This is a genomic window from Allomesorhizobium camelthorni (assembly GCF_011045125.1).
GTDB classification, from domain to species: Bacteria; Pseudomonadota; Alphaproteobacteria; order Rhizobiales; family Rhizobiaceae; genus Allomesorhizobium; species Allomesorhizobium camelthorni.
In genome coordinates, this window is sequence record NZ_JAAKZF010000054.1 from 1 (window position 1) to 20,744 (window position 20,744).

Sequence of the window (20,744 nt, forward strand, 5' to 3'; positions counted from 1 at the left end):
TACCAATCCCCGATGGATCAGCTGTTCGGCAGCCCAGTTCATAATACGTAATCTTTGGTGGCGCCACTGGCGAACTTCGTCAGCTGGTTGTCAGCTCGTACAGCTAAAGCATTGGGCCATTATTGATAGTTGCGGACACTAGGCGTCGCACAGACAAACGTGAGGCGAGTGCCGCCAACAGGTGAGGACGGCTGTGCTGATCGCTGCCTATCGAACCTTGGGTCTAGGCAAGCTGGGTCGCTCGGTCGCCGCCCAAGCTCACTTCCTTGAAATTCGAGCTTGTCATTGATGCGGTGGGCATTGCGTTTGCCTCGACGACTGTGGCGCCCCAGCTGCAGCATCGGTGGACACCACATCCGAGAAGCTGCGCTGGATCTGATGGGCGATCGATCCCGCCAGTTCGTACTTACACATCCTCAACTGCATGGGAGATGAATCTTGACGCGCATTCACCGCCGTTGGTGGTCAAACATGTCGAATTCTGAAGCCGACGCTAGCCTGCGAGTCGATAGTGAGCGCAATGAACGACCCGGAGTCGCTCGAGACCAATCCTTCAACTCTGTGCTGGAGGATGTTCGCTCCAAGCCTGAGCAGTCCGGCGCACCCTGTCGAGAACAAACCTCGGAGCGCTCTGACGACGAACACCATCGGGGTGATCGAGCGCGTCTGGGTTTGCACGCTAGCCCTCTCGGCGCGGAGGAAGCATCCGTGCCTGCCCTGCGAGCTCAGTCGAGAAGGCGACGTCTAGACGAGCTGTCCGGGCACAATGCTCAGGAGCGCATTTATCGATCTTACCGTGACGCCCTCGCTCGGGAGCCAGAATCGTCGCATTTTGGAGATGGGCGCTGGCATCCCGATCAGGAAACTGAGACTTCGCAAACTGAGGCGACAGCGCGTCACAAACGAGTCATGCCCGACCTGGGGTCTGAACCAAAGAGACGTCGCATCGGCGACGTCGCCACCGGGAGCGACGACCGCCGGTTTGGACCAGATCCTGCCGAGCTAAGTCGCGACCCGAGCTCCGCTCGTCTGGGCGGCGAAGCGTTGCAACGCAGTCGAACGTCTGGGAGCTTGCAAAGAGACACTCTCCAAGAACCTGAACGGTCCGGGCCTGACCTGCGGGGCAGGCCAGTCAAGCGGCGCATCAACGAGGTGGTGCCGCAAAGGGCGCATGGTAAGGAAGCGCATGGACGCGCGGACCTCGAGCGCTCGAGGCTTCGTGAGGGGATGGAGACTCTTGATCGCGCTGGCCGCGCTCATGACTTCTATGCATTCTCAACTGCCGTAGTGGACTATGCTAAACAGCTGAGGATGCCGAGCCTCGCAACTTTCCTGGAAAGGGCTGCGGCTCTGTTTGAAAGCGATTTTATCCCGCGATGGGAGGACAATGTACGCGCTAACCAAAGCTGGGGTTACGCCCTCGCCTGCAATGCGGTGAGCCGCGAGGCCGGAGGTCAGGCGGGCATAGATGCGTGCAAGGCGATGGCAACTCACGTCTCGCAGCTTAATGACGCGCTCATGAGGAAAGTTGACCTGAGGGCACTTTCCCTATTTGCGGTTTCATTCGGGCGGCATCCACAATCGACGACATGCCGTAATGGGACAATTAGGATCGCGAAGTTCTTTTGCGAGGAGAACCTGGCGCTTCAGCATCTGAATGATCTGAGTCTTTCATCGCTGGCGAATGGGTTCAGCAAGTGGCCGGAAAGGACGGAGTGTCGCGATGGCATGGTCGCGATCGCAAGCGAGCTCCTTCGGCGCGCCAAAAACAAGGGGCTTTCCGACATCGGTCAGCTGCAACTGCCCGGTTTGGTGAACGCTCTCTGCAAGTGGCCGAAGGAGGCGATCTGTCGCAAGGCGACTGCCGCGATTGCCGATGATGTCGTTCGTCGCGGGCAACTTTCACGATACAATTCTCAGGCGCTTACGAACCTAGTGAACGGTTTCAGCAAATGGCCGGAAGAGGCAAGGTTTGAGCGCGCGACACTCCCAATCGCCTCCGAGGTGACACGACGCCCGCTAGCTGACTTTGAACCACAGGGCCTGGCAAACTTGGTGAACGGATTCGGCAAGTGGCCGGACCAGCGGCCTGCTCGCCGAGCGGGGGTCGCAATTGCCGCTGCAGTCTGTCGTCGCCAGCTCTCTGGCTTCGATCCGCAGAACCTGGCCCTCCTTGTGAACGGTTTCAGCAAATGGCCGAAAAAAGAGGACTGTCGAGAGGCCACCGTGGCAATCGCCGGGCAAATCCTGCGGCGGAGATTACGTGATTTCACTCCACAGGCTTTGGTGAACCTGGTGAACGGTTTCAGCAAGTGGACCGAGGAAGCGGACTGTAGAGCGGGCACAGCGGCAATTGCTGGGGAGATCCTCCGCACCGCGCTGCGCGGTATCACTCGGCCGGCCCTGGCCGTCCTGGTGAACGGCTTCAGCAAGTGGCCGGATGACCCGAGATGTCACGCAGGCGCGCTAGCCATCGCTCCTGAAATTCTTGAGCTCGCCCGCGGACCCGACGGCCTTTCCGCTTTCAACGAGCTGGGCCTGGCGAACCTGGTGAACGGCTTCAGCAAATGGCCGCAAGAGAGGGTCTGTCGCAAGACGGTCGTCGCGGTCGCCGAGGAGATCATCGGCTTCCCCGACCGGCTGCCTCATTGCAGCCAGCAGGATCTGGCCAATCTGGCGAACGGTTTCAGCAAGTGGCCTGAAAAGCTGGCTTGCGGGGAAGCCACAGTCGCAGTCGCCAGCGAGATCCTTGACCTTGCCGGCCGCCATGGCCGGCTCTCTGGTTTTACTGAGAGGTCGCTTGCGAGCCTGGTGAATGCGTTCAGCAAATGGCCTGACCGCACGCCGACTCTTCAAGCCTCAACCGCCATCGCCAATGAGATCCTCAGCCGCCCCGATCGGCTCTTGTTTTTTACTCGACAGGAGTCCTCAAACCTGGTGAATGGCTTCAGCAAATGGCCGAAAGAGGAGAGCTGCCGCCAAGCAACAGCCGCAATCTCCCGCGATGTTCGCGCCCGCCACAGGCTCTCCGATTTTAATAGCCTGGAGCTGACAAACCTGGCGAACGGCTTCAGCAAGTGGCCTTCAGACGAAGACTGTTCCGAAGCCTCAGTCGCTATCGCTCGGGAGATCCTCTGCCGCCGCTTGTCCGATTTTACGCCGCAGCAACAGGCCGACCTGATGAACAGCCTCATCAGATGGCGGGGAGAGGCGACGTGCAGCCAGGCAATCGTGCATCTCGCATGCGACCTGGGTCGCGGAGGCCAACGATTCGCTACTTTCACAACGCCCCAGCTCAGCAGGATAGCTAACGCCGTGGGGCTAAGTTTCATGAGGGCGGAGGAAGCTGGAGATATTGCTGACGCCACTGTGCTGAAAGACCGGCTGCACCAGCTGGTGCATTACTTGCACTATGCAAATGATCGGCTCGAGCAAGCCGATGTTTTGAGCATTATCAACATCTTCAAGCCGCTGGGAAAGGCTCGGCTGTTTGACGATCTCGCTTTGCTGGCACCGACAGGGTTGGGTCGGCTCGAAGAATTGGTGCATGCCCCTGGGTTTGCCCCGGAGAACAATCTCGAATCCATGGGAAACATTTGTATCGCTCTGCTCCCGCTCGCCCGAAGCCCGCAGAAATCGATGCTCTGGCACCGAAGGCAAGCGCTAAACCTGCTGAACGATCTCCAACCAGGTTTGGAGCAGAAGATCGCGGCATATCTAAACGCAACCAATGGCGAGCGGCGGAGCCGTGGCCCGTTATCGAGCCGCCGTCCCGCGCTCTCGATCTTTCAAGCGCTCAAGGGGCGTGAGGTCCTGGCGAGTTTGTACCGACGACCGTATGTCGAGGGCCAGAAGTCCGACTTGGCTATGCGGCGGCAACAGCTGGAGCGCGAGACCAAGAAGATCCTGGCCGCGACGCGGAACCTCATAGAAAGCGATCTTTCCAACATGAGCTGGAATCTGATTGCGCAGATCGAAGGGGACGATGCGCTTGATGCGCTCGACTCGTTCATGACGCTGGATGAGGGGGCGATCCGGAGTCAACATCCGCCGTCCGTCTTTGATATGCATCAAGTATTACGGACCATGGATCACGAGCCACGAGCGCCCAAGGGTGAGGCGGGACTGATGCAGTTGCCAGTCGTTGACCTGCAGGGGCGCCGGCTGGCCGCGGACGCTGAGCCGCGATACTCGATCCTTCATCGCCTGACCTCGGGAGCCGTTCCGTTGGTAGCGGTCCAACTGCCGGGAAAGCCGAGCCCCTTCATGTTAAGGCGCGTGTTCTGTGTCGATGATGTACCTTACCGCATGGACGTGTTCGGCGGAAGCAAGTTAAAGGCGCCGAAGCCAACCCTGTCGCAGATCGCCGCCGTCGCTCCGGGCGAGCAAGGACCCAAGGCTTCCGGGGGGAAGCTGCTGGCGATCCCGTATGCCGAGACCGCACCGGGTACGGCATTCGAACAGCTATCGCGCGCCTGGGCGCCTTTCAAAGAGGCCTATTACTACACGCAGCGCAGAGGCTTTGCTGCACCTCCTGCCATCAAAGATCTAGGCCCTCATGACTACGCGCTGGAGGGCAATTTCAAGTTGTCGCTGCTGCCGGATCGCCCTGCCGGCGAGGAGCATCCCTTTAAGCTGACTGGACCGGAAGGCTCGATAGCTTTGCGGCCGCATGACGGTTGCGGCTTCATCAGAGCCTCACTGGCGGAGCGTATGCTAGCTGTTCGCCGCGCTGGGCGGCAGGATGGGCCTGATCGGGTGCCTGCTTTCGCGGAGGGAAGGAAATCATCGCTCCCCGCCACGGCGCTGCAATATTATTCGCGAAGCGAGCGGGTGGCGGAAGAGGCGCGCGAGAAAGCCAACAGCTGGCTCGAGACCAAAAAAGGAGATGCGCTGACGTCCGAAGAGTTGTTTCGCACCGTGACGGCCGGACGCATCGAAGGTCCCGGCGCGGTTGCCGTGCCATCCAATGATGGCCGTCTGCATGTGCCTAAGCTTAAGAGCGAAGGGCTGACGGGTACGGCTGGCGTGCTGATCGGCCGCTCCCCGTACGATAAGCCAAACTTGCGCCCATTAAGGCCTGAACAAGTCAAGTCGTCAGCCGATGGCGACCCAACTGCGGCATTCCTCGATAAATGCGTGGCCATGCAATACAGCTTCAATGTCGCCGAGAAGTCGGGGGAGCAACTGGCGAGCGACGATCCCACCTTTTTCGCCAAAGGCATTCTCATCGTGGTGCCTGACGCGATGTGGCCGGCCAACTACCGAGATCGTGGGATGGTATTGTCGGCGGAGGACGTTAAGTCCCATTCGGGCTGGACCCGCCGCAAAGAGCGGGTTACGGCGAACACCTCACTTGATTGTGTCGGCATCCTCCAGGCGACAGAGGTATTTGCTCCGGGGTCCTTGGTCGCCGTGCCGCCCGATCAACAAAAGAAACTCGACGGCGACTTCGATGGGGATACGGTCATTATTCTCGGCGACCGGCCGCAGCTCTATCAGCATGTTCGGCAGTTCGATGAGGCGGAGCAAGCTCGCGGAGTCCGCTCACTCAAGCCGCCAAAATCGCATACCGCCGCGATCGAGGACGGCAGGTACAATTTCAGTCGTGCCAGCCAGATTCTCGCTGCCACGCAGAACACTTTGGAAATCTATAGTACTTTGCAGCGAAATTTTCTGGCTCAATCAAATCAGGCCCGGCGCTGGTTTGCCGAGCGGGCCATCTTCGGTACCTACGAAGGTATTCACCACGAGCTCAGAAGTGCCCTACGTGACTTGTTGAACCAGGAAGAGGTGAGCGGCCAGGATATCCAACCCCAGCTCGAAAGGGTGATGCGCGAGATCGAGCTCGCAGAGCATCCGGTCGCTCGCGAGATCAGCGAATTGCTCGCGGCCGACTTGGAGGCGTGGGCTGCTGGTGCGAATGGGGACGTTCCGCCCGAGACAATCGAACGCGGCACCATCAACGATGGCGTGAGCCAGGCGGTTTCGGAGTTGCTTCCACACCTGGCCGAAGACTATCAGGCCTCCGCTCACCCGCGCGACCGTGTTCAGGCCTTACTCGACCACTACCCTGCGCGCATCGATCCTCGACCCGATGGCTACGAGCCGGACGACCTCATACAAAGCGCAAGCAATCTCCTGAGCCTCGGCAACAAGGTCGGGACCGACGCCTATAAATCCGACACAAGTGCCCAACTCTTCCTGAAAAAAAGCCAAGCGCTGCAGCGCCTCCTGCAACAGACGCCGGGCCTAAGGTCCGTGCCCTACGTCAAAGGCGTAGCAGCCACGCTCAAGCACGGCAGGTTCGATGTCGATGCGTCATTGGAGGATCTGAGGGACAATCCAACGCTAACGGCTTCAGTGATGGAAGCCGCTATCAAGCTCGCGGCGGACAAGCATATCCTGCCGGAACCCTTCGGTCGACAGCTGACGGCCGAAGATTCCGCTATGACGATGACCCCCAAGGAAGCCGCGGATCGCGCAGAGATCGAGCGTGCTAGAGCCGCAGCGGAAGAGAAGGAGATTACCACAGCGGTACTTAGAGTTGCCGAAATCCTAAGGCGAGCGGATATCGACGTCAGCATGCCCCGTTTGGATCGCCCCGTGAGATCGGTAGGATCACTGACAGACCAGCTGACGGGAACGAGCGCTAAATCTGACAGCGACGCCCAGCTGATCAGCAACGCCGTGCGGCATGTCTTCGAAATCCCTGACAAGGTCTTTGCACGTGGTTTCAAAAAAGCCATTTTGGCGTTTGACGAGCGGGGCTACGCTGAGGTCAGCACGACCAACTGGTTCAGGATGCGAGATCCAACCTTCATCGGCGTCACCAGTGTGCTCACCATGCCGGACGGATATCGCTTTGCGCTAGAGTTCCATACGCCACAGAGCTATCAGGCTAAGCTTACCAACCACGATACCTACAAGAAGCGGGACAAGCTGCGGCTCGAACTGAGCGGAGATGCTCTGGTGCAAGCTACGCAAGAACTTGCCCAGAGTGCACGAGAGGTCTGTAAGGACGTGGCGATTCCAGAAGGCGCCAGGGAGCTTCCTCACTGGGGAATCGAACTGGACGCTCGACCATCTGCCGGTGCGACCTTTGGCCTGCGAGCTGCCGAACGGCCACGGTTGCCCGAGAAATCACCGATGGCCAAAGAGGTCGTCTCGTCGCTCGGTTCGCGGCCGATTGTGCTCGTCGGGCTGCCGGGCGCCGGCAAGTCCTCCATCGGCCCAGCTCTTGCGCGGCGACTCGGGCTCGCCTTCGTCGACTCCGATAAAAAAATCGAAAGAGAGACCGGCATGTCGATCACGGAAATTTTCGTTGCCGAAGACAAAGGCAAGCAGTGGTTCAGGGACCGCGAGGCGAGCTTGATCGCGCAGTGTGTCGAGAAAGGGAAGGTGGTCCTCGCAACTGGCGGCGGCGCCTTCGAGCGTGAGGAAACCCGGCGCCTGATCCTGGACAATACGGTCTCGATCTGGCTCGACACTGACCGAGGCGAGATCTGGAAGCGCCTTGCGAATGACACCAGCCGCCCGTTGCTGCGGACCGACGAGGCAGAGGAGACCAGCGGGCCGCAGAGCTCCGACAAGAGGGCCATCAAGAAGGAGCGTTTCGAGGAAATCGTGCAGGAGCGCACGCCGCATTATCGCCAAGCCAATCTCACAGTCGTTCCGCCCCATAAAAGGAACAACAACAGGAACGCCGAAGCATGCGTGGCGGCCCTGCACGCCTATCTCAGCGGCGGCGCAGGGCTGGGTGCTCGGCAGGCCGGCTCGTTTCAGGAGCTTGCTGTTGCGCCAAGCTCTCAGGGGGCGGGATGCGCGACTACAGTCAAAGTGGGACTCCCATCCTGATCGCTATAACCAAGGGGAGAACGAAGGCCCGTGGTTCTTACACCACGATCGCGGATGCAGCGCTGCTGGCGCTCATTGGCGTTTCGTCGACCAGCGGCCCGCCTTTGGCTATCGCGGCATCACCGCGCTGGTGAACCGCGAGCTCACGCCGACGAGGTTGGCCGTCGCCAACCGCAAAGCGGAAGCTTTCTTTGCAATCTGCCAGCCCGGTTTCCACTCCATTGCCGGCGACTGGAACAAGGCAACGCCTCCAACAGCATCTGAGTATTGAGTTTATTCGGCTTTTCAACTTTGGCACCGGACTTGCGCCCCTTCGCATATTCGCGGCACCAGGAGATGCCGCCGCCTGTGGAGGACGGCCTGATGCAAGAAACATTCTACGAGGTCATGCGCCGGCAGGGGATCACCCGCCGAAGTTTCCTCAAATTCTGCAGCCTGACGGCGGCTTCCCTCGGCCTTGGACCGGCCTTCGCGCCGAAACTAGCTTACGCGATGGAGTCCAAACCACGCATTCCGGTACTGTGGCTGCACGGGCTCGAATGCACCTGCTGCTCCGAAAGTTTCATCCGCTCGGCGCACCCGCTCGCCAAGGACGTCGTGCTGTCGATGCTTTCACTCGATTATGACGACACGCTCATGGCGGCCGCCGGCCACCAGGCCGAGGCGATCGTCGACGAGGTCGTCGAACAGTACAAGGGCAACTACATCCTCGCGGTCGAAGGCAATCCGCCGCTCAACGAGGACGGCATGTTCTGCATCATCGGCGGTAGGCCCTTCATCGACCAGCTCCGGCACGCCGCCTCTAGCGCCAAGGCGATCATCTCCTGGGGCTCCTGCGCCTCCTGGGGCTGCGTGCAGGCCGCGCGGCCGAACCCGACGCGGGCCACGCCCGTCGACAAGGTTCCCGGCCTGCCCGACAAGCCTATCATCAAGGTGCCCGGTTGCCCGCCGATCGCAGAAGTGATGACGGCCGTCATCACTTATATCCTGACCTTCGAGAAATTCCCCGAACTCGACCGGCAAGGCCGGCCTAAAATGTTCTACAGTCAGCGCATCCACGACAAATGCTATCGGCGCCCGCATTTCGACGCGGGCCAGTTCGTCGAGTCCTTCGATGACGAGGGCGCGCGCAAGGGCTATTGCCTCTATAAGGTCGGCTGCAAGGGACCGACCACCTACAACGCCTGCTCGACGGTGCGCTGGAACGGCGGCCTCTCCTTCCCGATCCAGGCCGGCCATCCCTGCATCGGCTGCTCCGAGGACGGCTTCTGGGACAAGGGCGATTTCTACAGCCGCCTGACCCGCGTCCACGGCTTCGGCATCGAGGCCGATGCCGACAGGATCGGAACGATGGCCGCGACCGTGGTCGGCGCCGCCGCGGCCGCGCACGCGGCGGCAAGCGTGGTCAAGCGGATGCGCGAAAAAGGAGGGAACATCTGATGGGCATCCAGACGCCGAACGGCTTCAATCTCGACACCTCCGGCCAGCGCGTCGTGGTCGATCCGGTCACGCGCATCGAAGGCCACATGCGCTGCGAGGTGAACATCGACGAGAACAGCATCATCCGCAACGCGGTCTCGACCGGCACCATGTGGCGCGGGCTCGAGGTCATCCTCAAGGGCCGCGACCCGCGCGACGCCTGGGCCTTCACGCAGCGCATCTGCGGGGTGTGCACCGGCACGCACGCGCTCACCTCCGTGCGTGCGGTCGAGGACGCGCTGGGCATCATGATCCCGGAGAACGCCAATTCGATCCGCAACATCATGCAGCTCTCGCTGCAGGTGCACGACCATCTGGTCCACTTCTACCACCTGCACGCGCTGGACTGGGTCAACCCGGTCAACGCATTGAGAGCCGACCCGAAGGCGACGTCGGAGCTGCAGCAGGCGGTCTCGCCGAGCCACCCGATGTCCTCGCCGGGCTATTTCCGCGACATCCAGAACCGGCTGCGCAAGTTCGTGGAGAGCGGCCAGCTCGGGCCGTTCAAGAACGGTTACTGGACCAACCCAGCCTATCTGCTGCCGCCGGAAGCCGACCTGATGGCGGTGACGCACTATCTGGAAGCGCTTGACTTCCAGAAGGAGATCATGACGACGCGCACGATCTTCGGCGGCAAGGACACCCATCCCAACTGGCTGGTGGGAGGCGTACCCTGTGCGATCAACATCGACGGTGAGATGGCGGCCGGCGCGCCGATCAACATGGAGCGGCTGAACTACGTCCGCAGCGTCATCGAGCGTACCATCGCCTTCGTCGACAACGTCTACGTCCCCGACATCATCGCGATCGGCAATCTCTACAAGGCCTGGCTCTACGGCGGCGGCCTGTCGGGCAAGAGCGTGCTCGCCTATGGCGATATCCCCGACAAGGCCAACGACCATTCTGCCGCCAACCTGATGATGCCGCAGGGTGCGATCATCAACGGCAATCTCAAGGAGGTGCTGCCGGTCGACCTGCGCGATCCCGAGCAGATCCAGGAATTCGTGCCGCACTCCTGGTACAAATATCCGGACGAGGCCAAGGGCCTGCACCCCTGGGACGGCGTCACCCAGCCGCATTACGAATTGGGGCCCAATGCCAAGGGCACACGCACCAACATCATCGAGCTGGACGAGTCGGCAAAATATTCCTGGATCAAGGCACCGCGATGGCGCGGCCACGCCATGGAGGTCGGCCCGCTCGCCCGCTATGTCGTCGGCTATGCCCAGGGCCACGAGGAAATCAAGGAACAAGTCGATTCCACGCTGCGCGCTCTCGGCGCGCCGTTCAACGCGCTCTTTTCCACGCTCGGCCGCACCGCTGCGCGCGCTCTAGAAGCGCAGTGGGCGGCCCGCAAGCAGGCCTACTTCCTGGACAAGCTGATCGCCAACATCAAAGCCGGCGACTCCTCCACGGCCAACACGAAGAAGTGGGACCCGAAGACCTGGCCGGCCGAGATCAAGGGCGTCGGCTTCACCGAGGCGCCGCGTGGCGCACTGGGTCACTGGATCCGGATCAAGAACGGCCGCATCGAGAACTACCAGTGCGTCGTGCCGACCACCTGGAACGGCTCTCCGCGCGACCATGCCGGCAATCTCGGCGCCTTCGAGGCCTCGTTGATGGACACCAAGGTCGAGCGCCCCGAGGAGCCGGTCGAAATCCTGCGGATCATACACAGCTTCGATCCGTGCCTTGCCTGCTCGACCCACGTGATGGGGCCGGACCGCCGGGAACTGGCCAATGTCAAAGTGCGGTAGGAAGGGATTTTCAATGAGACGCTCTGTCGTGAAACTCGGCGCAGCAGCATCGCTTGCCGCCCTTGCCGGCCCTGCCTGTGCCCATGTCGGCGCAGGCCATGCGGACGGCCTTGCCGCGGGCCTCGCGCATCCGCTGTTCGGGCTCGACCACCTGCTCGCCATGACGTCGGTCGGGGTCTGGTCGGCGCTCGCCATGCCGTTGCGGGCCTGGACCGCGCCGGCCGCCTTCGTCGCGGCCATGGTCGGCGGCGCCGCGCTCGCCTTTGTCGGCGTCGCCCTGCCAGCGGTGGAAGGCATGATCGCGCTGTCGGTGCTGGCGCTCGGGCTGATGATCGTTTTCGGTGCAGGTTTGCCGCGCATCGCCGGCATAGGCCTTGCCGGGCTGTTCGCGCTGTTCCACGGCCATGCGCATGCCAGCGAGGCAGCGGGAGCAACATTTGCCTATGTCGGCGGTGTCACGCTGGCGACCGCAGCACTCCACCTCCTCGGCGTCAGCCTCGGCCTCAAGATCGCGTCATCGTCCCGGCTGCGAACCGGCATCGGCATGCTGGTCGCCGGCTCGGGTGCCGCGCTCGTCTTCGGCGGATAGGAGGCGGCCATGACCGTGAGCCATACATCTCACAGCGAAGACGCGGTCTATGTCTACGAGGCGCCGCTGCGTCTCTGGCACTGGGTCAACGCCTTCGCGATCCTTGCGCTGGCCGGAACCGGCTACCTCATCGGTTCGCCGCCGCCATCGGTCGGCGGCGAAGCCAGCGCCAGCTTCGCCTTCGGCTGGATACGATACCTGCATTTCGCGGCCGGCTATGTCCTGATTGCTGGCTTCGCCTTCCGCGTCTACTGGACCTTCGCCGGCAACGAGCATGCCCGGCAGATATTCCTGCCGCCCGTCTGGCGCGGCCGCTTCTGGCGGGAAGCCTGGCATGAGGTGCTCTGGTATGCCATGCTGGTCAGGGAGCCGGTTAAGTATTCGGGGCACAACCCGCTCCCCACGGTCGCCATGCACATCCTGTTCGTCTGGTTCACCATCTTCATGATCGTGACAGGTCTCGCACTCTACGGCGAAGGGACCGGAATGGGTTCCTGGCAGCACACGCTGTTCTCGAGCCGCGTGATCCCGCTGTTCGGTCAGAGCCAGGACGTCCACACGTGGCACCATCTCGGCATGTGGGTGATCATCTGCTTCCTCATCATCCACATCTATGCCGCTGTGCGCGAGGACATCATGTCGAGACAGTCGATCATTTCCTCGATGTTCTCAGGCTGGCGGACCTTTCGGGGCAACGGTGCCCCGCGTGATTCCCACTAGGACGACTTTCGTGACCTCACCTGCCGGCGCGGGCGTTTGCCCGCGCCGGCTTTTTTCTTCAAGCGGGGTTGCCTTCAAGTCGACCCACACTCCGCCTCGCCTTCGCCTCGACACCTTTTCCGTTCGACGGGGAGCGGAAGTGCCAACGGCAACGGTGGTCAGGGGCAAAGTGCGGAGCGAGGCGGGTTGCGTGGGCGAGTGAACGCAAGCTTTTCATCGGCCTGGAATTTCGCTTCTCACTGCCCCGCGATGGCGCACCCGTCAATGGAAGGATACTTTCCGTCCGCGGGGGTAAAATCGTAATCGCGCTTTCCACGCGTCGTTCTCTATCCAGGGATCAACCCTTATTTCGCAGCCATTTGCCGGCCCCCAGGCAATTGGCCCGCCTCTTGCGACTGGAAGAAAAATGCTCAAGAGGAGGTTTTCCCAATGAACGGCGCGCCACGGGTGCTCGTGCTCGGCATCGGAAATCTGCTATGGGCAGATGAGGGCTTCGGCGTCCGCGTGGTGGAGGAGTTCCACCGGCTGTGCGAAACGGCGGACAACGTGCGGGCCATGGATGGCGGCACGCAGGGCATCTACCTCGTCCAACACATCCGCGAGGCCGACATCCTCGTCGTGTTCGACGCGGTCGACTACGGCCTGGCGCCCGGCACGCTGAAGCTCGTCGAAGGCGGCGAGGTGCCGGCCTTCCTCGGCGTGAAGAAGATTTCGCTCCACCAGACTGGCTTTCAGGAAGTCCTCGCCATGGCCGAGATGATGGGTGACTATCCCGCCCACCTCCTTCTCGTCGGGGTGCAACCGGTCGAGCTGGACGACTATGGCGGCAGTCTCCGGCCCGCGGTGAAGGCTCAGATCGAGCCGGCAATCGAGCTTGCTGTCGAGTGGCTCGGCCGGCACGGCGCGACGATCGCCAAGCGCACCGAACCGCTTGCCGAGGACGAGACGCTCGCCTCGCGCGAAATGCGCATCGGCATCTACGAGAGCGGTCGACCCCGGCCGGAAGAGGCCTGTCGTCACGGCGACGCGCGGCTTCTCGCAAATAGCGCCTTCGCTGGCCCGACGAATTTCGAGCGCGAGGTCGACGCGCTTTTGCAATCGTCCGGAGGGCGGGGCTGATGTGTGTCGGCGTTCCCTTCCAGGTCGTTGAATGCAGAGGCGGCATTGCCCTGTGCACCGGTCGCGGCGGCACGCGGCGGGTTGACATGACGCTGGTGGGCAATCAGCCGGCGGGTACGTGGATACTCGCCTTCCTCGACACCGCGCGCGAGACGGTCACGGCCGAGACAGCGCGCCTGATCGCCGACGCCCTCGAAGCGACGGAGCGTGCGCTCGCCGGCGACACCGACCTCGACCACCTCTTCGCCGACCTGGTCGGCCGCGAGCCGCAACTGCCCGAGCATCTGCTGGCGGCACAAGCCCTTTCACCGCAAGGCACAAAGGACGCCTGAGTCCATGTTTTCACCCGTTCTCACCACGATGATGGAGCGCCACCGGATCCGGGTGGTTGACGAGGCCAACATCGGCGCATTCGCCAAGGGCCACGAGTTCACCGCGCTGTTTTTTCCCGGTGACTGGCTGCGGCTCGCCGAGAGCAACGATGTGGCGGTGATCCTGCCGGAGCTGGTGCAGGCCTTCCAGGGCGTGTTCAAGCCGGCCGTGGTATCTCGGGAGAGCGAGCGCAAGCTGCAAAGCCGATATCACTTCAACGCCTTCCCGGCGCTCGTCTTCCTGAGGAACGGCGAATATCTCGGCGTCATCAAGCGCGTGCTCGACTGGCAAGACTATCTCACCCAGATCGCCGGCATACTGACACGCGCGCCGAGCGCACCGCCGCCCTTCGAGTTTCCCCAAGCGTGCGCGACGCACGATCATCACGACCACGATCAGTTCGATTGAGCGAAAGCAGCCGGGAGAGCACGCCATGGCAGCATCACTATTCGGCGGCATCGGGCCGGGTTCACAGCCGCGCGAACAGGACGGCGCCGATTTGCAGTATATGCCGAAGGGTATGGCGACCTTTGCGGCACCCGTATTGCCGCAGAAGGAAAATGTCGCCGGGCTCGACGCCGCTTTGGCGGTGCTCTGCGCGCTGGCCGAAAGCCTCGGCCGGTCCTCGCCGGGTTGCGAAAACGCGGTGCATGATCTTTCCGGCCTCGACCGCGCCAATCTTGCGCTGATCGACCAGACGCTGGGCGAGGGCGAGGTCTCGATCATCTGCGGCGAGGACCTGCAGGCGCAGGAGTCGGTGCTCGCCGGTGTCTGGCGCGTGCGCCAGACTGGACCCGGCGGCAGCCTCGTGCGCGATTTCATCGAGGTCGGCGCCTTCCCCTCGACCGTGCTGGAGAGGGCCTTCGCCGGCTGCCGCAATATGCTCGCTGCGCCCGCGACCTATCCGATGGGTGTCTTCAACGCGCCGCCGCTGATATCGGAGCTCAATGACCGCATCCCGCTCGTCGGGCCCGGCGTCGGGACGCACGTCATAAACCTGTCGCTGCTGCCGCACACTGAAGAGGACCTGACCTTCCTCGACGGCCTGCTCGGCCACGGGCCGGTGGTCGTGCTGTCGCGTGGCTACGGCAATTGCCGCGTGACCACGACGGCGACGCGCGGCGTCTGGTGGGTGCGCTTCTTCACTTCGACCGACGATCTCATCCTCAACACGATCGAGGTGACGGCCTTGCCGGAGGTGGTCCGCGCCGCGCCCGAGGACATTGCCGACAGCCGCCAGCGGCTCCTCGAAATCCTGGAGGTCTACCGGTGAACGACACCTTCTTTGCCGGTTCCTATGGCGGCGACAATGCCAAGATCGGCCCGATGTCGCAGCTCGAATGCAAGATCTGCTGGCATGTCTACGACCCGGCCGAAGGCGACGACTGCTGGCAGATCTCGCCCGGCACGCCCTTCGCCGAACTGCCGGCGCACTGGAGCTGCCCCACCTGCGACGGCTCCAAGCAGGGCTTCATGGTCGTAGGCGATTGACATGGATCACTCGCAAACCGTCGCTGCCCGTCTAGAGTTCGTGTTTCAGCGGATCGAACGGACGGCCATGACAGGAATTCCGATCCTCAATCCGGCGCTTTGCGTCAGCGCGGTGGGCGTGCGGCAGTGGCGGGGCGAATGGCTCGCGGTTCTCGTCACGCCATGGTTCATGGACCTCGTGCTCCTGCCTGCTGGCGACGGGCAAGCGCGCCCGCGCATGCCTACGGGCACGAAGGAGCATGTCTCGTTCCCGGCCGGCCAGTTCGAGTTCATCCAGGCCTATGACGAGGAGCTCGGCGGCTATCGCATGTGCTCGCTGTTCTCGCCGATGTTCGAATTCGCCGACCAGGACAGTGCGGAAGAGGCCGGGCGGCAGGTGCTTGCGGAACTTTTCAATCGTGAGGCGGAAGAAGACGAAGACGGCGACATGGTCCGTGTCTGGGAAGGCCGGCTAGCTGAGGAAGTGGCAAGCGCGTTGGACGGGGTTGAGACAGCCCGAACACCTGCGAGCTCTCAGCCGGCGGGATTGCCCCGCCGCTCCCTGTTCGGCTTGGGCGACAAGGAGGAGGCCGCCGTATGAGCATCGATGGCCGCGTCTCTATCGATCTCGTCTGCGATGGCGGTCGCCTTGTGAAGGCCATCGTTGTTCCGCCGCGCCCGATTGCGCTTGGCCCGATCTTGCGAGGCCGACCGGCGACGCAGGCCGTCTCGATGATCGGCTTGCTGTTCAGTGTCTGTGGTATCGCGCAGTCGGCGGCGAGCGTCGAGGCAGTCGAGGCGGCCCTGGAGATCGGGGCGGACCGGCGGACGAAACAAGCGCGGCGGCTTCTTGTGCTTGCCGAGACGCTGCGCGAGCATCTGCTGCGCATTGGCTTGGATACTGCCAGTCTCGCGGGCGAGCCTGCGGACGGTAAAACCCTGCGCCGGGTTGTGAACCTGCCGCTGCGCCTAAAGCAGGCGCTTTTTCGAGGCGGGAATGCGTTCGTTCCCGGCGTATGGGCAGAGATGCCGGGCGCGGAAGCCGCCGAAACGGCCACTGAGGCGAGCTCCCTAACGCAGTGCGTGGTCTACGCAGGCGAAAAGCCGCTTGGCGAGATGGATCGCGATGCCTTCACCGAGTGGGCTATGGAGGGCAGTACGGTTGCGGCCCGCCTCCTCGCTCCGGTCCTGGCAAGGGGCTGGGCCCTAATAGGCTGCCCCGAAATGACAACTGGGGGAAACGGGGGTTTGCCGAAGCAAGCGTCGGCCGACACGAGCTGCCTCGCCAGGCAGGCTGGTGCGCCGCTCGTTCGCGCTTTCCTTTCCGAAAACGGTGAAGCCGGGCTGGCCGCACGGCTGGCCGCCCGCGTGGTCGAGGCATCGAAGCTGCCGGGACAGATCGCCGGAGGGCTCGCAGCCTTGCGGGATGTCGCGGACGGGTCCGATGTGCCCACGTCCAAAGTCTTTCGCGACGAGAACGGGGGTCGCTTTGCTACTGCATCCGCCGAGGCAGCACGCGGCCGGCTGGAACATCGGATTGTTTTCAAGGACGACCGTATAGCCGACTATGCCATCACGTCTCCGACCAGCATTCATTTCGGCGAGCGGGGCATTGCCGCGCGCTCGCTTTCGGCGCTCGCTGCATCCAGTCGTGAAGATCTGGCGCTCCAGGCCGATCTTCTGGTCCGGGCCATCGACCCCTGCGTCGGCTACGATGTGAGGGTCCGCTGATGCACGAGATGACGATATGCGAAAGCATCCGCGGCATCCTTGAGGATGAGGCCGCCAGACAGGATTTTCGGAAGGTGGACCGCGTCTGCCTGGATATCGGGCGGCTATCCGGTGTCGAGGTCGAGGCGCTGAAGTTCGGCTTCGATGTCGCCATGCGTGGCTCGCTGGCGCAAGACGCAAGGCTGGAAATCGTCGAGATGGAAGGCAGGGCCTGGTGCATGCCTTGCAGCCGGAGTGTGCCGATCGCTGCGCGCTTCGATCCATGCCCCAACTGCGGCAGCCATCAGCTGCAGGTGACCGGCGGCGAGGAAATGAAAATCAGGGAATTGGAGGTGAGCTGATGTGCACCGTTTGCGGATGCGGCGAGAGCGAGGTCCGGATCGAGGGCAAGGCGCATGGCCATCACCATCGTCGCGTCCACGAAGGCCATGATCACCACCACCATCATCATCACGACGATCATATGCACGATTGTGGCTCGGGCCCGGCTGGCACCCATGCGCCGGGCATGAGCCAGGCGCGGATGGTCAAGCTGGAAAAGGATATCCTTTCCAGGAACAACGAGCATGCCGATGCGAACAGAAAAATGTTCGCCGAGCGCGGCGTGCTGGCGCTCAACCTCGTCTCCAGCCCCGGCTCGGGCAAAACGACGCTGCTTTGCCGCACGATCGAGGCTCTGAAGGGCAAGTTGCCGATCGCCGTGATCGAGGGCGACCAGCAGACTTCCAACGATGCCGACCGCATCCGCGCCACCGGCGCGCCCGCGATCCAGGTCAACACCGGCAAGGGCTGCCACCTCGACGCGCATATGGTCGGCCATGCCGCAGATCACCTCGACCTTGCCGAAGGAGGCCTGCTCCTCGTCGAAAACGTGGGAAACCTCGTCTGTCCGGCGGGCTTCGATCTCGGCGAGGCGCACAAGGTGGTGGTGCTCTCAGTCACCGAGGGCGAGGACAAACCATTGAAATATCCCGACATGTTCGCCGCCGCCGATCTCATGATCCTCAACAAGACCGACCTGTTGCCGCATCTCGACTTCGACGTGGAGGCCTGCATCGCCAGCGCCCGAAAGGTGAACCGGCGGATCAAGGTGCTCAGGGTTTCCGCGCGCACGGGCGAGGGAATGTCGGACTGGACGGCCTGGATCGGGGCGGCCCGCGCCATGGCGCTAGCCGGCCATCCGCTGGCGGCCGAGCTCAAGGGAGCAGCCTGATGTGCCTGGCCATTCCCGCGCGTGTCGTTGAACTGCTCGATGACGACATGGCCGTGGTCGCGTTCGACACGATCAGGAAGCGCATCTCATTGGCCTTGGTGGCAGACGTTTCGCTTGGCGATTTCGTGCTCGTCCATGTCGGCTATGCGCTGCACAAGGTGAGCCCCGAGGAGGCCGAGCGAACGCTGCAGCTGATGGCCGAAGCGGGCGTGCTGGAGGAGGAGCGGGAGGAGATTTCGGCATGAAATACGTCGACGAATATCGCGACCAGGAGCTCGCGAAGACCATCGCCGGCGCCATCGCGACCGAGGCTGATCCGGAAATGAGCTATCATTTCATGGAGTTCTGCGGCGGGCACACGCATGCGATCTTCCGCTACGGCGTGCAGGACCTGATGCCGCAGAAGGTGCATTTCGTGCACGGACCCGGATGCCCCGTTTGCGTGCTTCCCGTCTCTCGGCTCGACGATGCGGTGGAACTCGCCGAGCGGCACGGGGTCATCCTGTGCACCTATGGCGACATGATGCGCGTGCCGGGCACCAAGCAACGCAGTCTGATCCGCGCCAAGGCGTACGGAGCGGATGTCCGCGTGGTCTATTCAACGCTCGATGGCTTGAAGATCGCGCGTGAAAACCCCGAGCGGCAAGTCGTCTTCTTCGCCATCGGCTTCGAAACCACGACGCCGCCGACGGCCGTCGCGATCAAGACGGCGCAAGCCGAGGGGCTCGAGAATTTCAGCGCGTTTTGCAACCATGTGCTCACGCCGGCCGCGATCTCTCACATTCTTGAATCGCCGGAAGTGCGGGAGCTGGGCATCGTCAAGATCGACGGGTTCTTGGGACCTTCGCACGTCTCCTCCGTGATCGGCTCGCAGCCATATGAATTCTTTGCCGAGGAATTCCAGAAGCCGGTTGTCATCGCCGGCTTCGAGCCGCTGGACGTCATGCAGTCCGTTCTGATGCTGATCCGGCAGGTCAATGAAAGCCGGCATGAGGTCGAGAACGAATATACCCGCGTCGTGACCGAGGAAGGCAACCTCAAGGCGCAGGCACTGGTGAGCGAGGTCTTCGAACTGCGCAAGACCTTTGACTGGCGCGGCCTCGGCAGCGTGCCCTACAGCGCCCTGCGCATCCGCGACGCCTATGCTGATTTCGACGCCGAGAAGCGCTTCGAGCTCTCGGTCAAGGCCTCGCGCGAGGTGAAGTCCTGCGAATGCCCGTCGATCCTGCGTGGGGTGAAGAAGCCGACCGAATGCAAGCTCTTCGGCACCGTGTGCACGCCGCAGAACCCGATTGGCTCATGCATGGTCTCCTCCGAAGGCGCCTGCGCGGCCTATTGGACCTACGGCCGTTTCCGCGAGCCGAAGCCATTGGAGGCGGCGGAATAATGAGCACGAACGATCCCAGGCTAGCCGCCACCGCCTCGTCGGTCCGCGGCGCAGTGGACATGACGCATGGCGCCGGCGGCCGCGCGATGGCCGAGCTGATTCGGGATGTTTTTCAAAGACATCTGGCCAACGAGTTCCTGGCCCAGGGCAACGACGCGGCCCTGCTCGGCACCGTCTCCGGACGACTGGTGATGGCAACGGACGCGCATGTCATCTCGCCTCTGTTCTTCCCGGGCGGGGATATCGGCGCGCTGGCGGTCCACGGCACGATCAACGACGTCGCCATGATAGGCGCGCGGCCGCTCTGGCTGTCGGCTTCCTTCATCCTGGAGGAAGGTTTTCCGTTGGCCGAACTGGAACGAATAGTTGTTTCAATGGCTCTTGCCGCCCGGGACGCAGGCGTACCCGTGGTTACGGGCGACACCAAGGTGGTGGAGAAGGGCAAGGGCGATGGCGTTTTCATCTCCACGACCGGTGTTGGCGTGCTGGCGGACGGCACTGACGTCTCCGGAGGCAATGCCCGGCCGGGCGATGCAATCCTTGTCTCCGGCACGATGGGCGACCACGGGGTCGCTATCCTGTCGAAGCGAGAACACCTTGGTTTTGAAACGGAAATCGCCTCCGACAGCCAGCCTTTGCACGATCTGGCGGCGGCCATGCTTGCAGCCATTCCCGGTATCCGGGTGCTGCGTGACCCCACGCGCGGCGGACTGTCGGCGGCGCTGAACGAAATCGCGCAGCAGTCCAAGGTCGGAATGGTGATCCGGGAAGCGGCGGTTCCGGTGAAGCCGGAGGTCGCGGCGGCGTGCGAATTGCTCGGCCTCGACCCGCTGAATGTTGCCAACGAAGGCAAGCTGATCGCCATCTGCGCGGCGCAAGACGCGGAGACTTTGCTCGCCGCGATACGCGCTCATCCCAAGGGCCAAGATGCCGCAATCATTGGCCAAATCGTGGCAGACCAGCAGGCGCTGGTGCGGATGGAAACGAGACTTGGCGGCATGCGCCTGATCGACTGGATCGTCGGGGAACAACTTCCGAGGATCTGCTGAA

Annotated in this window: 17 protein-coding genes; all 17 read left to right on the top strand. The window is 62.6% G+C overall.

Features of this window, described 5'->3' with window-relative positions; all coding sequences use genetic code 11:
- Nucleotides 1–1,227: 1,227 nt before the first annotated feature.
- The 17 genes from xopAD (at nucleotide 1,228) to hypE (ending at nucleotide 20,743) form a co-directional block, all read left to right on the top strand.
- A complete protein-coding gene (gene xopAD / locus G6N73_RS25715) occupies nucleotides 1,228–7,857 on the top strand; it encodes a XopAD/skwp family type III secretion system effector (RefSeq protein WP_246252578.1) in 6,630 nt (2,209 codons plus the stop codon).
- 363 nt (nucleotides 7,858–8,220) lie between these two features.
- Entirely contained in the window at nucleotides 8,221–9,297 is a 1,077-nt protein-coding gene (locus G6N73_RS25720) for a hydrogenase small subunit (protein WP_165032824.1), read from the top strand.
- Nucleotides 9,297–11,093: a nickel-dependent hydrogenase large subunit gene (locus G6N73_RS25725; RefSeq protein WP_165032825.1), complete on the top strand. Its 1,797-nt coding sequence runs from the start codon at nucleotides 9,297–9,299 to the stop codon at nucleotides 11,091–11,093. The genes G6N73_RS25720 and G6N73_RS25725 overlap by 1 nt, the downstream gene beginning before the upstream one ends.
- Nucleotides 11,094–11,106: 13 nt before the next feature.
- The gene (locus G6N73_RS25730; protein ID WP_165032826.1) at nucleotides 11,107–11,682 is read left to right on the top strand and encodes a HupE/UreJ family protein; all 576 of its coding nucleotides are present in this window, start codon (nucleotides 11,107–11,109) and stop codon (nucleotides 11,680–11,682) included.
- Between the two features lie 9 nt (nucleotides 11,683–11,691).
- Nucleotides 11,692–12,402, top strand: a complete 711-nt coding sequence (gene cybH, locus G6N73_RS25735) for a Ni/Fe-hydrogenase, b-type cytochrome subunit (protein ID WP_165032827.1) — start codon at nucleotides 11,692–11,694, stop codon at nucleotides 12,400–12,402.
- A gap of 429 nt (nucleotides 12,403–12,831) precedes the next feature.
- Entirely contained in the window at nucleotides 12,832–13,521 is a 690-nt protein-coding gene (locus G6N73_RS25740; RefSeq protein ID WP_165032828.1) for a HyaD/HybD family hydrogenase maturation endopeptidase, read from the top strand.
- Nucleotides 13,521–13,853 carry a HypC/HybG/HupF family hydrogenase formation chaperone gene (locus G6N73_RS25745; RefSeq protein ID WP_165032829.1) on the top strand — a complete coding sequence of 111 codons (333 nt, stop codon included), beginning with the start codon at nucleotides 13,521–13,523 and terminating at the stop codon, nucleotides 13,851–13,853. The genes G6N73_RS25740 and G6N73_RS25745 overlap by 1 nt, the downstream gene beginning before the upstream one ends.
- A 4-nt stretch (nucleotides 13,854–13,857) precedes the next feature.
- Entirely contained in the window at nucleotides 13,858–14,301 is a 444-nt protein-coding gene (locus G6N73_RS25750; protein WP_165032830.1) for a thioredoxin domain-containing protein, read from the top strand.
- 25 nt (nucleotides 14,302–14,326) lie between these two features.
- Nucleotides 14,327–15,166 (top strand): hydrogenase expression/formation protein, encoded by an 840-nt coding sequence (locus G6N73_RS25755; protein WP_165032831.1) that lies wholly within the window; start codon nucleotides 14,327–14,329, stop codon nucleotides 15,164–15,166.
- Nucleotides 15,163–15,384: a rubredoxin gene (locus G6N73_RS25760; RefSeq protein ID WP_165032832.1), complete on the top strand. Its 222-nt coding sequence runs from the start codon at nucleotides 15,163–15,165 to the stop codon at nucleotides 15,382–15,384. Before G6N73_RS25755 ends, G6N73_RS25760 begins: the two co-directional genes overlap by 4 nt.
- A 1-nt stretch (nucleotide 15,385) precedes the next feature.
- Nucleotides 15,386–15,964, top strand: a complete 579-nt coding sequence (hybE, locus tag G6N73_RS25765) for a [NiFe]-hydrogenase assembly chaperone HybE (RefSeq protein WP_165032833.1) — start codon at nucleotides 15,386–15,388, stop codon at nucleotides 15,962–15,964.
- Entirely contained in the window at nucleotides 15,961–17,094 is a 1,134-nt protein-coding gene (locus G6N73_RS25770; RefSeq protein WP_165032834.1) for a hypothetical protein, read from the top strand. Before hybE ends, G6N73_RS25770 begins: the two co-directional genes overlap by 4 nt.
- Nucleotides 17,094–17,435, top strand: a complete 342-nt coding sequence (hypA, locus tag G6N73_RS25775; RefSeq protein WP_165032835.1) for a hydrogenase maturation nickel metallochaperone HypA — start codon at nucleotides 17,094–17,096, stop codon at nucleotides 17,433–17,435. The genes G6N73_RS25770 and hypA overlap by 1 nt, the downstream gene beginning before the upstream one ends.
- Nucleotides 17,435–18,307, top strand: a complete 873-nt coding sequence (gene hypB / locus G6N73_RS25780; RefSeq protein WP_165032836.1) for a hydrogenase nickel incorporation protein HypB — start codon at nucleotides 17,435–17,437, stop codon at nucleotides 18,305–18,307. The genes hypA and hypB overlap by 1 nt, the downstream gene beginning before the upstream one ends.
- A complete protein-coding gene (locus G6N73_RS25785; RefSeq protein WP_008838382.1) occupies nucleotides 18,307–18,552 on the top strand; it encodes a HypC/HybG/HupF family hydrogenase formation chaperone in 246 nt (81 codons plus the stop codon). The genes hypB and G6N73_RS25785 overlap by 1 nt, the downstream gene beginning before the upstream one ends.
- The gene (gene hypD, locus G6N73_RS25790) at nucleotides 18,549–19,694 is read left to right on the top strand and encodes a hydrogenase formation protein HypD (RefSeq protein WP_165032837.1); all 1,146 of its coding nucleotides are present in this window, start codon (nucleotides 18,549–18,551) and stop codon (nucleotides 19,692–19,694) included. The genes G6N73_RS25785 and hypD overlap by 4 nt, the downstream gene beginning before the upstream one ends.
- Entirely contained in the window at nucleotides 19,694–20,743 is a 1,050-nt protein-coding gene (gene hypE / locus G6N73_RS25795) for a hydrogenase expression/formation protein HypE (protein ID WP_165032838.1), read from the top strand. The genes hypD and hypE overlap by 1 nt, the downstream gene beginning before the upstream one ends.
- Nucleotide 20,744 lies beyond the last annotated feature (1 nt).

What these genes read in the sequence shown, in the direction of transcription:
- G6N73_RS25720 (WP_165032824.1), top strand. Translation starts at nt 8,221, where the DNA reads ATGCAAGAAACATTCTACGAGGTCATGCGCCGGCAGGGGATCACCCGC.
- G6N73_RS25770 (WP_165032834.1), top strand. Translation starts at nt 15,961, where the DNA reads ATGAGCATCGATGGCCGCGTCTCTATCGATCTCGTCTGCGATGGCGGT.
- hypA (WP_165032835.1), top strand. Translation starts at nt 17,094, where the DNA reads ATGCACGAGATGACGATATGCGAAAGCATCCGCGGCATCCTTGAGGAT.
- G6N73_RS25740 (WP_165032828.1), top strand. Translation starts at nt 12,832, where the DNA reads ATGAACGGCGCGCCACGGGTGCTCGTGCTCGGCATCGGAAATCTGCTA.
- G6N73_RS25755 (WP_165032831.1), top strand. Translation starts at nt 14,327, where the DNA reads ATGGCAGCATCACTATTCGGCGGCATCGGGCCGGGTTCACAGCCGCGC.
- G6N73_RS25745 (WP_165032829.1), top strand. Translation starts at nt 13,521, where the DNA reads ATGTGTGTCGGCGTTCCCTTCCAGGTCGTTGAATGCAGAGGCGGCATT.
- hypD (WP_165032837.1), top strand. Translation starts at nt 18,549, where the DNA reads ATGAAATACGTCGACGAATATCGCGACCAGGAGCTCGCGAAGACCATC.
- hypE (WP_165032838.1), top strand. Translation starts at nt 19,694, where the DNA reads ATGAGCACGAACGATCCCAGGCTAGCCGCCACCGCCTCGTCGGTCCGC.
- xopAD (WP_246252578.1), top strand. Translation starts at nt 1,228, where the DNA reads ATGGAGACTCTTGATCGCGCTGGCCGCGCTCATGACTTCTATGCATTC.
- G6N73_RS25750 (WP_165032830.1), top strand. Translation starts at nt 13,858, where the DNA reads ATGTTTTCACCCGTTCTCACCACGATGATGGAGCGCCACCGGATCCGG.
- cybH (WP_165032827.1), top strand. Translation starts at nt 11,692, where the DNA reads ATGACCGTGAGCCATACATCTCACAGCGAAGACGCGGTCTATGTCTAC.
- G6N73_RS25785 (WP_008838382.1), top strand. Translation starts at nt 18,307, where the DNA reads ATGTGCCTGGCCATTCCCGCGCGTGTCGTTGAACTGCTCGATGACGAC.
- G6N73_RS25725 (WP_165032825.1), top strand. Translation starts at nt 9,297, where the DNA reads ATGGGCATCCAGACGCCGAACGGCTTCAATCTCGACACCTCCGGCCAG.
- hypB (WP_165032836.1), top strand. Translation starts at nt 17,435, where the DNA reads ATGTGCACCGTTTGCGGATGCGGCGAGAGCGAGGTCCGGATCGAGGGC.
- G6N73_RS25730 (WP_165032826.1), top strand. Translation starts at nt 11,107, where the DNA reads ATGAGACGCTCTGTCGTGAAACTCGGCGCAGCAGCATCGCTTGCCGCC.
- hybE (WP_165032833.1), top strand. Translation starts at nt 15,386, where the DNA reads ATGGATCACTCGCAAACCGTCGCTGCCCGTCTAGAGTTCGTGTTTCAG.